The organism is Nostoc sp. GT001, assembly GCF_030382115.1.
Taxonomy (GTDB): Bacteria; Cyanobacteriota; Cyanobacteriia; order Cyanobacteriales; family Nostocaceae; genus Nostoc.
The window spans coordinates 3,734,468-3,747,989 of record NZ_JAUDRJ010000003.1 but is presented as its reverse complement, the minus strand read 5'-3'; the positions used below and the strand labels follow the sequence as shown (position 1 = coordinate 3,747,989).

At 42.5% G+C, this 13,522-nt stretch carries 14 protein-coding genes; 9 read left to right on the top strand and 5 right to left on the bottom strand.

All coding sequences use genetic code 11. From position 1 onward, the window contains the following. The first annotated feature begins 18 nt into the window (after positions 1 to 18). Positions 19 to 588 carry a Uma2 family endonuclease gene (locus tag QUD05_RS19030; protein WP_289797437.1) on the top strand — a complete coding sequence of 190 codons (570 nt, stop codon included), beginning with the start codon at positions 19 to 21 and terminating at the stop codon, positions 586 to 588. A gap of 603 nt (positions 589 to 1,191) precedes the next feature. Next, positions 1,192 to 2,781, top strand: coding sequence for a glycoside hydrolase family 57 protein (locus tag QUD05_RS19025; protein WP_289797436.1), 1,590 nt, complete (start codon positions 1,192 to 1,194; stop codon positions 2,779 to 2,781). 57 nt (positions 2,782 to 2,838) lie between these two features. Here QUD05_RS19025 and QUD05_RS19020 read toward each other — a convergent pair whose 3' ends face one another. The 4 genes from QUD05_RS19020 to petC all read right to left on the bottom strand — a co-directional run bounded on the left by QUD05_RS19020 (position 2,839) and on the right by petC (position 6,375). Then, entirely contained in the window at positions 2,839 to 3,525 is a 687-nt protein-coding gene (locus QUD05_RS19020) for a Uma2 family endonuclease (protein WP_289797435.1), read from the bottom strand. 146 nt (positions 3,526 to 3,671) lie between these two features. Continuing rightward, positions 3,672 to 4,403, bottom strand: a complete 732-nt coding sequence (locus QUD05_RS19015; protein WP_289797434.1) for an RNA ligase family protein — start codon at positions 4,401 to 4,403, stop codon at positions 3,672 to 3,674. Positions 4,404 to 4,735: 332 nt separating this feature from the next. Next, entirely contained in the window at positions 4,736 to 5,737 is a 1,002-nt protein-coding gene (petA, locus tag QUD05_RS19010) for a cytochrome f (protein WP_181932931.1), read from the bottom strand. 98 nt (positions 5,738 to 5,835) lie between these two features. Then, the gene (gene petC / locus QUD05_RS19005) at positions 5,836 to 6,375 is read right to left on the bottom strand and encodes a cytochrome b6-f complex iron-sulfur subunit (RefSeq protein ID WP_289797433.1); all 540 of its coding nucleotides are present in this window, start codon (positions 6,373 to 6,375) and stop codon (positions 5,836 to 5,838) included. 229 nt (positions 6,376 to 6,604) lie between these two features. Between petC and QUD05_RS19000 the strand changes: the two genes are divergently transcribed. Together QUD05_RS19000 and QUD05_RS18995 are read left to right on the top strand one after the other, a co-directional pair. Next, a complete protein-coding gene (locus QUD05_RS19000; protein WP_289797432.1) occupies positions 6,605 to 6,913 on the top strand; it encodes a DUF3067 family protein in 309 nt (102 codons plus the stop codon). A 135-nt stretch (positions 6,914 to 7,048) separates the two neighbouring features. Beyond that, entirely contained in the window at positions 7,049 to 7,606 is a 558-nt protein-coding gene (locus QUD05_RS18995; protein WP_289797431.1) for a hypothetical protein, read from the top strand. Between the two features lie 539 nt (positions 7,607 to 8,145). On the opposite strand, the gene tatC is transcribed toward QUD05_RS18995, so the two are convergent. Continuing rightward, complete coding sequence (tatC, locus tag QUD05_RS18990) at positions 8,146 to 8,940, bottom strand: twin-arginine translocase subunit TatC (protein ID WP_289797430.1); 795 nt, start codon at positions 8,938 to 8,940, stop codon at positions 8,146 to 8,148. Positions 8,941 to 9,254: 314 nt separating this feature from the next. On the opposite strand from tatC, the gene QUD05_RS18985 reads away from it, so the two are divergent. The 5 genes from QUD05_RS18985 to QUD05_RS18965 all read left to right on the top strand — a co-directional run bounded on the left by QUD05_RS18985 (position 9,255) and on the right by QUD05_RS18965 (position 13,344). Next, on the top strand, positions 9,255 to 9,485 hold the full coding sequence (locus QUD05_RS18985; RefSeq protein ID WP_289797429.1) for a hypothetical protein: 231 nt from the start codon (positions 9,255 to 9,257) through the stop codon (positions 9,483 to 9,485). Between the two features lie 43 nt (positions 9,486 to 9,528). Further along, positions 9,529 to 10,386, top strand: coding sequence for an SDR family oxidoreductase (locus QUD05_RS18980; protein ID WP_289797428.1), 858 nt, complete (start codon positions 9,529 to 9,531; stop codon positions 10,384 to 10,386). 581 nt (positions 10,387 to 10,967) lie between these two features. After that, positions 10,968 to 11,717: a PPC domain-containing protein gene (locus QUD05_RS18975; RefSeq protein ID WP_289797427.1), complete on the top strand. Its 750-nt coding sequence runs from the start codon at positions 10,968 to 10,970 to the stop codon at positions 11,715 to 11,717. A 169-nt stretch (positions 11,718 to 11,886) separates the two neighbouring features. After that, positions 11,887 to 12,606, top strand: a complete 720-nt coding sequence (locus QUD05_RS18970) for a peptidylprolyl isomerase (protein WP_289797426.1) — start codon at positions 11,887 to 11,889, stop codon at positions 12,604 to 12,606. Positions 12,607 to 13,212: 606 nt separating this feature from the next. After that, complete coding sequence (locus QUD05_RS18965; RefSeq protein WP_289797425.1) at positions 13,213 to 13,344, top strand: hypothetical protein; 132 nt, start codon at positions 13,213 to 13,215, stop codon at positions 13,342 to 13,344. Positions 13,345 to 13,522: the final 178 nt, after the last annotated feature.

The window sequence follows — 13,522 nt, the reverse complement described above, 5'->3', positions numbered from 1 at the left end:
GTATAGGAAAATAATGCTATGAACCAAACAATATCTGATCAAGTCCGTTGGACAACCTCAGACTTAGAATTACTCACAACTGACGAATGGAAGCGCTATGAGATTATTGACGGAGAGCTATTTGTGACTAGAGCGCCTCACTGGAAACATCAAGGGACTGCGGGCAATATATGCTTAGAATTACAACTTTGGTCTCGCTCTAGTGGGCTAGGGGAAACCCGTCAAACTCCCGGCATAATTTTTACAGAAGCCGATAATGTCATACCCGATGTAGTTTGGATTAGTCATGAGCGTTTAGCACAATTACTAGATGAAGAAGGGCATTTGAGAGGAGCGCCAGAACTCATTGTGGAAGTGCTTTCTCCTGGGACAACTAACGAACGTCGAGATCGAGAAGCCAAGCTGAAACTATACTCATCCACAGGAGTCCAAGAATATTGGATTGCAAATTGGCAATTACAGCAACTAGAAGTTTATCGCCGAGAAGCTGCCCAATTAAAACTGATCGCAACCTTGTTGGCTGATGACGAAATCACATCACCATTGTTACCAGGCTTCGGCGTTCGAGTTCAGCGTTTTTTTGGATAATTCTGGCGTAGGCGTAGCCCAACCTAGGCATAGCTCATCAAACTCAGCTGCACCAACAAGCTAGGCAAAGGTCAGAGTCAGTACAAACCCAAGTTAGAAAGTAAAAAATACTGCCAGATTTCTCAGAAGACTCAAGTTATAAATGACGTTTTTTTAAACCAACGTGAGTCTCCTATATAAGCGCACATTAAGCCAGAATATTGCCGGGAGAAGAAGCAAACCCGCAATTGAGTTAAGTCGGTGATCAAAATTCAATATATGTGAAGAAATATAAACTTGAAGTAGGGTGTGTTACGCCGTAGGCTAATGCACCTTGAATTGTTGAGGTGAGTTAGGTGAAAAATTGACAGAACGCCTACGAGCCAAAGGTCTTGTACCGGAATAAATATTTTCAGTGCAGGATTATACAATAAACAAATAGGCAGATTTTACAACTAGTTAACAACAAAAGGCGATGGAGGCATAACAAATGTTGTGCCCTCACAAGCACTGTAATTAACTCAATTGAAAACTATTCTTACGATCCCCATAAAGTCTTAAAATATTGTTAATTTCAGCCAAACCTCTCGACCTTCAACTTACAAGTATCACCCCAAAATCACTATGGCTATCGGCTACGTCGCGCTTGTACTCCACGCACATCTACCCTTCGTTCGTCACCCGGAAAGTGACTACGTGCTGGAGGAAGAATGGCTCTATGAAGCCATCACAGAAACCTACATCCCCTTATTGAAAGTATTTGAAGGCTTAAAGCGAGACGGTATCGACTTTAAAATCACGATGAGTATGACACCCCCTTTAGTGTCGATGCTCCGCGATCCTTTGCTTCAAGAACGCTACGAAGCCCACTTAGCCCAACTAGAAGAACTCATAGCACTAGAAGCAGAACATAATGTCAACAACGGGCATCTTCGTTATTTAGCCGAGCATTACATTACTGAGTTTAGCGAAGCGCGTCAGCTATGGGAACGCTACGGCGGGGACTTGGTGACAGCTTTTAAGAAGTTCCAAGACAGTAACAACCTGGAAATCATCACTTGCGGCGCTACTCACGGCTATTTACCGTTGATGAAAATGTATCCGCAAGCAGTGTGGGCGCAAATTCAGGTAGCCTGCGAACATTACGAACAAACTTTTGGAAAAGCACCCAGAGGCATTTGGTTGCCGGAATGTGCCTACTATGAAGGTTTAGAGCGGATGCTAGCCGATGCTGGGTTACGCTACTTCCTTACTGATGGGCATGGCATTCTTTACGCCCGTCCCCGTCCGCGCTTTGGCACTTATGCCCCAATTTATACGGAAACTGGTGTTGCTGTCTTCGGTCGAGATCATGAATCCTCCCAACAGGTATGGTCTTCTGAGGTGGGCTATCCTGGAGCGGCGGAATACCGAGAATTTTACAAAGATTTGGGTTGGGAAGCAGAATATGAGTACATCAAGCCCTACATCATGCCCAATGGTCAGCGGAAAAATACGGGCATTAAGTATCACAAAATTACGGGTCGTGGCTTAGGTCTATCAGATAAGGCGCTCTACGATCCTTATTGGGCTAGAGAAAAAGCAGCAGAACATGCTGATAACTTTATGTATAACCGAGAGAGGCAATCTGAGCATCTCTATGGTATAATGCAACGCCCGCCAATTATCGTTTCGCCTTATGACGCAGAGTTATTTGGACATTGGTGGTATGAAGGCCCCTGGTTCATCGATTACCTATTCCGCAAATCGTGGTATGACCAAAAAACATATCAAATGACCCATTTAGCAGACTATTTGCGAGATCAGCCAACTCAGCAAGTGTGTCGTCCTTCGCAGTCGAGTTGGGGTTTCAAGGGTTTCCATGAGTATTGGTTGAATGAAACGAACGCCTGGGTTTATCCGCATTTGCACAAAGCTGCTGAACGGATGATTGAAATCTCGCAACTGGAACCAGAGGATGAGTTGGGGTGGAGAGCATTAAACCAAGCAGCGCGGGAATTATTATTAGCACAATCTTCCGACTGGGCATTTATTATGCGGACGGGAACGATGGTACCCTATGCAGTTAGACGGACGCGATCGCACCTAATGCGGTTTAATAAGCTCTATGAAGACGTTAAAGTTGGCAAAATTGATAGTGGTTGGCTGGAAAAAGTCGAGTTAATGGATAATATCTTCCCCGAAATCAACTATCGCGTCTACCGTCCGCTATAGTCTCACAAAAAATAATTAACAGCAGTAGGGTGGGCATTGCTCACCCTATATTATTAGCTAAAGGCTATCTGGATCAATATTTAATTCTCGGAGTTTAGCAGCTAATCTTTGCGCTTTCTCTTCTGCGGCTTGTCGTGCAAATGCTTCTTCTTCATGAGTTAGCAGCGTTTGACTGGTAGTTGGATTGTAAAAACGCAGTTTTTCTGCTTCTAGGCGTAACTCTAGCCCCAAAACTTCACTGGGTAGGGATACTGTACCATCTGGCAGGGTATTGGCTGACACTGGGAAATAATTACCATCGACCAAGTGTAAACCCTGGAGTTGGGGATTGAGATAATCGCCTGTAGGATCATATTGGAAATATTCACGCACTCCCAGAAAGGCGTAAATTCCTTTCTTTGCACCTTGGTCTTTGCTACGGGTGGCTTTTGAGGTAATTTCTAGGACAAAATCTGGGGTTTGATTATTTTCTTCCCAGGTTTTGTAAGAGCGTCTGTCTCGGTTTTCCACTTCAAATACCACAAATACATCTGGTGCGACAACCGATTCTGGATAACCTATTTCGTAGTAAATAAATACATTACCAGCGACGTATACATCTAGGTGATTTTGGAAATAAATCTGTAGCGTATTTATTCCATAAGCCAAGTAACTGAACTGGATATCTCCTTCAGCCAGCGGCTTACCATCCTCATCTGGATACTCAATCGGGGTAACGGGGATATACTCTACTGAGGCTGTCATGAGTAGTACCTCAACTCAACTAGGGCTAGATTAAATACTATCGTTCAAAATTCTATCGCCATGACTTGAAGGCTGTGAAATCACCAAAAATTCTAAATCAGAGTCACTTTCATTGAGCATCTGATGAGGAACATTAGGCGGAACTTCTACACCTTCGTGTTGAGAAAGCACTTGGCGGCATGGCGTTCATAATCTTCAAATCTCAGCTTTGCGATCGCACTTCTGGAAATTGTTCTAGCAACAATTCCCTCTGCTCGACCCTTTGCGCCTTCATCAAGAGCAACATTAGTTTTAGGAATTATCTTTTTGAGAAATTCGTGTGTTTCCTGGATACTTACTGGCAAAGCAGGAATTGTTGTAATTCGTGGTGTTAGTTCAAATCCATAATCAATTGCTGCTTTACTTAGTTCCTCTTCGTTGAGAAACACCTGACCTCCATTGTCACGCCACGCTGCCAATTGCTGTACAACCTTGGTGAATAGAATTTCAATATTTGTAAGAACTGCAACATCAAATAACCGCCAATTGACATTTTGTTGTGCCGTGTATTGTTTACTTGCAGCGGTGATTTTCCCACCATAGAGTTCGAGATATGCAACAGTGATGCTGTTTTGCACTTGAGGTAGTGAGTCTGCAACACCTTTAAGAGCATCTACGATACCAAGTGCAGGATTGCCAATGAGATCGCCTTTAGCAAACAATAACTCTTCTCTGCTACCTAAAACAAAGTTTCCATCGGGCAGGAGAATTATCCGAGAATTAGTACCATCTATCTTTTCAGTGAGGATGACTTCACCATCAAACTTAACCGTTTCTTCTAGCAAAGTACCCTTATCTCCTAGAGAATGATAGGTAGGGATACTGGGGTACTTAGTCATGGAGTTGAGCTTATTTAGCTGACAACTTCGTAGTGAAAAGTTATAGCTCATTGTTTTAAAAATATACTTTAAGTACTACAATTGTAGTGTTTAAAAACTAATTTCGCTAGGTTAGATTTTTTCAATAATTAGAAGTTAGGTATACAGTTCAGTTAATAAAAATTGTAGGTTGGGTTAAGCAAAGGACAAGCCAACAAAGCCCCGGAAATGTTTGGTTTCGTTCCTCAACCCAACCTACACAATTTAAGGTTTCTGACACTAACTGAACTGTATTGACATATAAAAAAGACAGGCTTGTTGCCTGTCTTGTAAATAATGATTTAGCAAAGAATTTAGAAATTCATCTCAGCAGCTTGAACTTTTTCAACCTGCTTCTTCTTCAGCACCAGCATAACTTGAGCCAACATTACAAGAGCGATGAACGCAATCATCCATTTGACTCTGGAAGCGTCTTGCAATACGATTTCTGCATCTATTTGACCGAATCCACCGACGTTCGGGTTGCTGGTCAAAGCATCACCAGTTTTAACTGCTTGACCTTCGGAAACAAGCAGGTCTGGCCCTAAAGGAATCGTATCAACGACAACATCACCCGATTCAGGTTGGATGTTAACTAGATATTTAACGTTACCGTCTCCATCTTCCTCTTTGGCAATCTTGGTAATTGTGCCAGTAGCGGAAGCGTTGTAAACGGCGTTGTTGCTCTTTTCGCCTGTGGGATAAACTTGTCCGCGTCCCCGATTACCACCTACGTGAACTGAATATTTACCGAAGTGGATGTTTTTGTCGGTTGCGGGGTTGGGAGAAAGAACTGGGAAGACGATTTCCTGATACTGTTCACCGGGTAAAGGACCGACGATGACGACGTTATCTTTGCCTTCGCTGTAGGGTTGGTAGAAAGTGTCGCCAACTTCTTCTTTAAGTTCTTCGGAAAGACGGTCTTCAGGAGCAATCTTAAAGCCTTCGGGTAGCATCAGTACTGCACCGACGTTCAAGCCAACCTTAGAACCATCGGCACCAACCTGCTGGGCGCTCAGATCGTAGGGGATTTTCACCACTGCTTTGAATACAGTGTCAGGTAGCACCGATTGGGGAACTTCCACTTCTGTAACCTTGGCGGCTAGGTGACAGTTGGCACAAACAATTCGCCCTGTTGGTTCGCGGGGGGTTTCGGGATAGGTTTGCTGTGCCCAAAAGGGATAGGCGGCAGCTGATTGGGGAAGAGCTAGATCGCTGGTGAAGTAAAATGTCACAGTGGCGATCGCTATGAGCAATGTTTTGACGATCGCTCTAGCACTGCGAGTTAACCTCGCTGTTAGGAAAACATTTCTCATCTCTATAAGGGCGACAATTGAATTAGTCATTAGTCATTGGTCATTAGTCATTAGTCATTAAGCCCTGAACAAAGGACAAATGACTAAGGACAAAATTATTAACCCCACCAAGGTGCATCACCTGTGCGGAAGTCGGTTTCAGTCCAAGGGGTTAAAACGATCTTGTCGTCGTTGACGCTGGTATGGGCTAAAGCCAGAGACAGAGGTGCTGGACCCCGAACAACTTTACCAGTTTCGTCATACTGAGAACCATGACAAGGACACTTGAATTTGTTCTCAGCAACGTTCCAGGGGACGACACAACCTAAATGGGTACAGATGGCGTTAATGCCATAATCTTTGATCGCCTCTTTGCTGTCTACCACAATATAGGTAGGATCTCCCTTTAGTCCTTGGACTAGGTTGCGATCGCCTGCATTCCGGTTTTCGAGAAATTTAGTGACGCTAACATCATTACCTAGCTCGTCTTTTGCTGTTGTACCGCCACCAGCGCCACCTGCTGCTGGTGGAATAAAGTACTTGACAACGGGATACAATGCACCCAGAGCTACTCCAGTGACAGTCCCAAAAGTGAGCAGATTCATGAACTGACGACGCCCCATATCGGGCACGTCTGCTGATTCAGAAAATTGAGCCATAATCTACGCGCTCTTTGTGTATTTTGTTAAGCATTTTGACAAAAGTACTAATACTTGAGCAACTCTTGTCTAAGTCGAAATGCTAGCGCTCACAACGATGCCATAATTCTTTGTTCCAAGAGATATTTAGCATCTTTTCTGTTAGCATTACATTTCTTTATATCCTTATCATACTGGAGTCACGGAACTTAACATCATAACTAAATGTAAAATCTGATTGAGAAAAGCTATGACAGGACAGGAATTACGCCAGATGTTGCTTGATAAGTGGGGATATTCTTATGATGTCCAGTTTCGACGGGCACAGGGAAAGATATTTTTGCAAGTAATGTGGAAATATCTGGAGCAAGCTTCTTTTCCCTTGAGCGAGGCGGAGTACCAAGAACATCTCGATACCATTGCCAATTATCTTCATGCCTTGGGTGGGTCAACACAGGTACAAACTTTTATTGCCCAAACACGCGATCGCCCCAGGCTCGGCAAAGCTGTTAGCATCCCTCTAGACTTGGGCGAACGTTCTTCGGAATGGATATTGTAACCGATTATTGCATTAACATTAATTAATTTCTGAGTAATTACAGTATTTTTTATTCAAAAATACTATAACGTCCTGTATAACCCTTTCACCTATTGGTAAGGTGAGAAAAAATACACGTTTTTAAGGAAAAAACAAATGGCTTTTATCTCAACATTTGAAATTCTTCTTAAGCCTCAACTTCCAAAAAAGCTTACAGATAAAGAACCTGAACTTAGCCCACTAGCGAGAAAAGTTCTCCAAGGCTATTTCCTGACGATTGCCAATGTCACTAATGAACTCGTATTTCTTTCCCTTGTAGTTACCACCAGAACACCCGGACTAGATCCTAAAAAAATCCTCACCGTTTTGGATACCACGGGTGTAGATGACCCTGTCAGCAGTATTTTTGAGGGCGTAGGAGGTATACAGAAATCACGCTTTACATTTCCTATCAATGCTAATGATACAGGCTTATTTATTCTGCAACCGGATGCTACTAATAAAAAACTTCGAGAAGAGGCAAATTTTGAGTTGCGGGGTTATGTCGAGATATCCATTAGTTCCGTATCAACTCCAAAAACAACTCAATTGCTAATCACTCCTGAGCATCGAGGTACATTTTTTGGCACAGATAAAGCCGAGCTAGGTGAGATTGCTTATGTTTTGCCTCTTGCTAATGGGAAAAGTCTATTTGAGTTAAGTAAAGATGGTTAACTCTATTTGATAAATAGTTACCTACAGCGCTTTGCAACTAAATGAGGTACAGAACCAAGGATTCACAAATCAAATTATTCTTCTGCCTCCTGCCTTCTGCCTCCTGCCTCAAAACCAGTGACTTTGTGCCTCATGTAACAGAAAACTGCTGTAATTATCATCTCTGGCATACATTAACAATTCGTAATTCGTAATTACGTTATGGATAAATATTTAGACTCCATTGCCCATAACGGTACAATCTTTAAAATTCGGGGACTTTGACCCGACGCTCAAATAGTCGCTAATGCTGCACTATCGGTTGAATTACGAACTTGTACTGAGCGTAGTCGTTGGCGTGGTAACAGAGCGTAGTCGTTCGCGGAGCGTCTCGTAGAGAAGTGCAGCCTCTCGTAGAGAAGTATTACGAACTTGTACTGAGCGACTTGTGCCGAGCGGAGCCGAGGTAAGCCGAAGTATTACGAATTACGAATCATTGGGGCTTAGATAAAGATTTGCTCACAAACTAAGATTGAAAATCTTTTTACTTCTTTCCTATGTCATTTTCCCGTGAGCTTCACCAGTCCAACACCACCGAAATAAAGCGCTAAAACTGCTCCAGCTAAAAGACTTTGAGTCAAGGGGTCAGTAGAAGGCGTCAGGACGGCTCCTAAAACTACTGCTCCCATAATCACGTAACGCCAACCAGAAACCATCCGTTCTGACGAGACAATGTTTAAATTACCGAGCAACAGTTGAATAATGGGAATTTGAAATGCTAAACCAGTGCTGAATAACAGTAGCAACACAAATTCAAAATATTTATCAATTGACCAAAGTTGTTCGACTACATCTGCTCCGTAGCTAATGAAAAATTTCAAGGCTGCGGGGATAAGGAGTAAATAGGCAAATACTAAACCAGCTCCAAACAGCACACTGGAACCCAAAACCACAGGCCCCAGTAAACGGCGTTCGCGGCGAGTCAGTCCTGGAAGCACAAACTGGATAATCTGGTAAAGAATGAAAGGACTAGTAAGTACGAAGCCAGTGTAGGCTGCAACTTTCAGGGAGACAAAGAAATATTCTCCAGGTGCAAGTTGGAGAAATTTTACTCCTTGTGCTGGAACCTCAAGTAGCTGGACAATCGGCTTAACGGCAAAGAAACAGCCAATAATGCCCACTGCTACGGCAATCAACGAATAGAAAATTCGTTGCCGCAACTCTTCTAGGTGGTCGAAAAGGGACATTTCGATTTCACCAGGCAACTCATCAAGAGGATCGGTGTCTGAGTTGCCATATCCTTCGGGGTCGAGGTTAGGAACGTTTACAGTATCTACGTCTTGTGAAGGCGTCATGAGTCAACTAGTAGGCAACATTTGTTAACTATTTTATCTGGGGAATGCAGCTACTAAGATATGTTTATTAGGTGCTGTCGGTTTTTTGTCCTGTTTTTTGGGTTTGCATCTGCATAAGTTAGTAGGAAGCCATCTTTTAGGCAATGCCTCACCTAAAAAAAGCGGAACCGATAATTTAAAAATTACGTCTCTGCGGCTAGTAGCGCTGCATAAATCCACACAACATTAACATTTAATACTCAGTTTTAAAAATCCGGTTCATCAAGGTGTCATTTATACATAGCTTAATCGGAAATTGTTAGCTGAGGTTGGATATGAACCGGATAATTTGCATTGCCCTCGTGGCATTGCCTGTTTATTTTTACAATGTTGAGCTAGGCAATACTTCTAGTAGTGATGTGACAATTGTCAAAAACCAGTATCTCACAATAGCTGCTCTAATTGCTTACAGTACAAATTCTCAGTTACGCATCTTGCCGTGGCAAATATCGGCTAGAGATGACCAAACCGAAGATTGCCTTCGGTTTGGTACTTGCAAAGATTGATACTAATTCGTAATTACGGCAGCCCCATCATCAAAGAAAATTAATGGTTGTAGAAAATCAACGTACAGTAGTGGTTACAGGAGCCTCAACAGGAATTGGTCAGGCGTGTGCTTTGCTTCTAGACCAATTGGGCTTCTCGGTTTTTGCTGGAGTACGTCAAGATGTTGATGCTCAGACACTTAAACAGAAAGGGTCACAAAGGCTGATTCCAATTTTTTTAGATGTTACTGATGCTGAATCGATCGCAGCTGCGGTTGATATGGTAACAAATGCAGTTGGTGGTGCGGGGATTTTAGGTTTAGTGAATAATGCCGGAATTGCTGTTCCTGGGCCGTTAGAATTATTAGCGATCGCAGAATTTCAACACCAGATGCAGGTTAATGTCACTGGACAATTAGCTGTGACACAAGCATTTCTTGGTCTTTTACGCCAAAGTCGGGGTCGAATTATCAATATGGGTTCCATTGCTGGTAGGAGTCCAACGCCGTTTTTGGGCGCTTATAATGCTTCTAAATTTGCCTTGGAAGCACTCACTGATGTGATGCGCATGGAGTTACGACCTTGGGGAATCTCGGTTTCAATTATTGAACCTGGTTCTATTGCGACCCCAATTTGGGAAAAGTCTCTTAGTCAATCGGAAATAGCACAGCACGACTTACCACAATCGGCACAAAATCTCTACGGTCAAGCGATGAATATTGTCCGCAAGAAAATGCAGATTCTCGCATCTAAGGGAATTTCTGCGGATATTGTCGCTCAAGTTGTTGTCCATGCGCTGACTGCAAAGCAACCTAAGACGCGCTATCTTGTTGGACAAGATGCCAAAATTGGAGCGCTGATCAAGCATATTTTGCCTGACAAGCTACATGACCGTCTAATTCTATATTCGATGGGTTTGTAGATGACTTCCGGTTTTTCAGAGCTAGTCTCAATTTACATTAGACTTCTGCCTTGAAAATAAGGCAGGAGGAAAAGACATTTTGGGGTTGCATATTTGTGGGATGGGCAACATGAGCGTCCCTTGTATTTCCGGGCGGGCAGGATGCCCACCCCACAAGAATCATCCCTTAATTCAGCAACACAGACATTTTCATTGTTCCTTGTGAGCGCAAGCTCATGGAGTCTCTTGCAAAAGTCATAATTTTAGAGTTTTTCTCTGCACCTGTGCGCCCACTGTTCGCGCATAAAGTTAAGTTCGGAAATAACTGAAATCATTTCTGTGTCTAGCTTGGAGAGACCGAAGTTAAGAAGTTAAGAAGTTTGTAAATTCGTTCTTAAGTTCGTCAACTTCGGTTGAGTTGAATGGGTTGAAATGACACAATCAATCTATAAAAGTTTTTTAGGGATCAAGAAATAATTCAGCATAAAAAATTGCTTATTACGCATAAGCAATGACTAAAGCTCTATGGCTTTAAACTCTCACTGATGCATCTGCTGAGTTTAACTTGACCAAATCATTATCAACAACAAAAGGAGTAAAAAATGACTGTCTACGATGATATCGGTGTTCTGTCTGCTACCCCTGTTACCCGCAATTACTACAATTTAAATGAACTTGATCCCACTGATGTCTTTGAGTTCAGCATCAACGAGACCAAAAACATAAATCTGTCTGTGACAGGTATTAGTGCTAGTGATGATGCTGACTTGTACCTTTATCAAGATAACGGTAACGGTTTCTTTGACACAGGCGACCAACTAGTTACTTCTTCTGGTCGTGGGGGTAACGTAGATGACTTGCTTAATATTCGAGCAAACGCAGGTACTTATTTTGCCGAAGTTCGTCGCTTTAGCAGCGGCTCATCAGGCGACGTAAGTTATGATTTAGCGTTATCTGCAACTACACCCAATTCGACACTTAGTTACAGCGATCTTTTGCCTAGAGAGTTTGAACTTGGCGACTTGTCAGCTGATGTTATCCGCTCTGGTACAATAAGTGATACCAACACCACAGATACTTACCAATTCTCTCTAGACTTCTATGAGGGTGTGGACATTACATTGAGCGGACTCCAAAGTGATGCTGACATCCGACTGATTGCGGACTATAACAACAATCGTATTGTTGATGTAGGTGAGGAAGTTGCACGCTCTAATAGTGGTGGTACTCTATCAGATGTAATTTCTAACACTGTAGATTCTGGTACTTACTTCTTGCAGGTCAATCAATATAGTAGTATACAGACTGCTTACACCTTAACTTTTGACCACTTCACCACCACCTATGTTTAAGTTGAGGCATTGGAAGTGGTTAGCGGTAATTGAAAGCATTGTAGGGTAATGCTCTCAAGGGTACGCAAATGTTGCAAGCGGCAGAGAATCATATCTGAACTTTGCCGCTTTGTTGAAAAAAGGATCACTACATTATTTATTAAATATTTCAACAAAATAGTATTTAAATATGACTAAAGCTTTACAAATAGGCGATGTCTACGACGGGCGTAGCTACATCTCGGACTTACCTACAGAAATTATACCCTTTTTAGCTAGTTATAACCTGATTGGGCAATTTTTATCTCAGAGTATTATCGAATCTGCGATGTCTACGACGGGCTACGCCAACGCACCAATCACCTGCACACAAGCAGAAATATCTCATGCTCTCAAGCAATTTTATCAGCATTGGGATTTGACAACCGAGCAAAAAATCCAAGATTGGTGTTTACGTTACTGTCTGACTGAAAAACAATTAGAACTTTTCGTAACCAGAAAGCTCAGATTTGAAAAATTCAAGCAAATAACTTGGGGGCATCAATTAGAATCTTATTTTCTCAAACGTAAAAGATATTTGGATCAAGTCATTTATTCTTTGATTCGGACTGAAAACAGAGGAATAGCCAACGAACTATTTTTCCGAATTACAGAAGGAGAACAGTCATTTGCTGAACTCGCGCGTGAATATTCTCAAGGGACAGAAGCTAATACAAATGGAATCATCAGGCTCAGTGGAACTTGGTACTATCACTCCCAATTTTGCCAAGTTACTTTGTACAAGGCAAGTGGGTATAGTTCAACGACCCTTACCCTTTGGAGAATCATGGATAATTTTACGTGTGGAAAAGTTTATAACTGCACAGTTGGACAATTTTATGCGCCAACGATTACTGCAAGAAAATTTTGAAACTTGGTTTCAACAACAACTCAATCAACTATCGCCGGAAGAAAAAGCCTGGATGGGAATGTGAATTTTACACATCCTATAAAAAGTCAGATCAAAAATTGAGTGACTAAATTGAATTTCATAAATATAGCAACGGACAGGGAGCTTAGGACAGCAATAAAATCACAAAGTACGCTGTTGAAGACGCGTTTCCCGCAAACTGTCCTAACGGCTTTGGCGACTGCTATAAAATTAATTATTTAATGCGTTATAGATTGCATTCCACAACATTAGATTGCGAACACCCAAAAGGATTCCAAGCAGCAACGGCATGTTCACTATTGATACCAATAGAAGTAGTAACAATCGACACAATTCTAACTGATGCAAGAGCCTTTAATAATTTCATAGGCTAAAAGCTTTAGACGCGTTAGAAGTAAATTCATCCACGACTGCGATCGTGCAAGTCATCTCATCGCCTCCCTAACCTTCGAGAACACTTCATGAACGGGTAGGCGAGATGCTTCTTACTGTTAGGACTTACGCAAAACTACACGCTGTAGAGGCAGTTCATGCACATTGGTGTCAACTTAACGTGAAAGCCAGCTTAGACTGAGCTTTGAGAGATTGCCTTGTTCCCAGTCGGAGAATGGGAATGGTGTCCTAGAGGCTGCGCCTCCTTTACTGGCGGCAGCAGCCCAACGATTAGCATTTCCAGCCTCTGGCTGGAAACCAGGTTTTAAAAGAGTTTTTGCTTAAGTTGACACCAATGCAAGGCTTTGCGCCCCTACGAAAATCTGTACCTCGCCTTGGCGTAGCCTCTTAGCCTCTGTCTGCGACATGCTGCGCGTTCGCGTAAGCGTCCCGCAGGGAACGTAGAGAAGTTGGAATCTGCTATAAATAGTAGTCAACTTGGGACGACTCTTGTCATCTCAAA

Excerpts from the sequence above, each read along its gene's own strand:
- QUD05_RS19030 (WP_289797437.1), top strand. The coding sequence starts at position 19 with ATGAACCAAACAATATCTGATCAAGTCCGTTGGACAACCTCAGACTTA.
- QUD05_RS19025 (WP_289797436.1), top strand. The coding sequence starts at position 1,192 with ATGGCTATCGGCTACGTCGCGCTTGTACTCCACGCACATCTACCCTTC.
- QUD05_RS19020 (WP_289797435.1), bottom strand. The coding sequence starts at position 3,525 with ATGACAGCCTCAGTAGAGTATATCCCCGTTACCCCGATTGAGTATCCA.
- QUD05_RS19015 (WP_289797434.1), bottom strand. The coding sequence starts at position 4,403 with ATGACTAAGTACCCCAGTATCCCTACCTATCATTCTCTAGGAGATAAG.
- petA (WP_181932931.1), bottom strand. The coding sequence starts at position 5,737 with ATGAGAAATGTTTTCCTAACAGCGAGGTTAACTCGCAGTGCTAGAGCG.
- petC (WP_289797433.1), bottom strand. The coding sequence starts at position 6,375 with ATGGCTCAATTTTCTGAATCAGCAGACGTGCCCGATATGGGGCGTCGT.
- QUD05_RS19000 (WP_289797432.1), top strand. The coding sequence starts at position 6,605 with ATGACAGGACAGGAATTACGCCAGATGTTGCTTGATAAGTGGGGATAT.
- QUD05_RS18995 (WP_289797431.1), top strand. The coding sequence starts at position 7,049 with ATGGCTTTTATCTCAACATTTGAAATTCTTCTTAAGCCTCAACTTCCA.
- tatC (WP_289797430.1), bottom strand. The coding sequence starts at position 8,940 with ATGACGCCTTCACAAGACGTAGATACTGTAAACGTTCCTAACCTCGAC.
- QUD05_RS18985 (WP_289797429.1), top strand. The coding sequence starts at position 9,255 with ATGAACCGGATAATTTGCATTGCCCTCGTGGCATTGCCTGTTTATTTT.
- QUD05_RS18980 (WP_289797428.1), top strand. The coding sequence starts at position 9,529 with ATGGTTGTAGAAAATCAACGTACAGTAGTGGTTACAGGAGCCTCAACA.
- QUD05_RS18975 (WP_289797427.1), top strand. The coding sequence starts at position 10,968 with ATGACTGTCTACGATGATATCGGTGTTCTGTCTGCTACCCCTGTTACC.
- QUD05_RS18970 (WP_289797426.1), top strand. The coding sequence starts at position 11,887 with ATGACTAAAGCTTTACAAATAGGCGATGTCTACGACGGGCGTAGCTAC.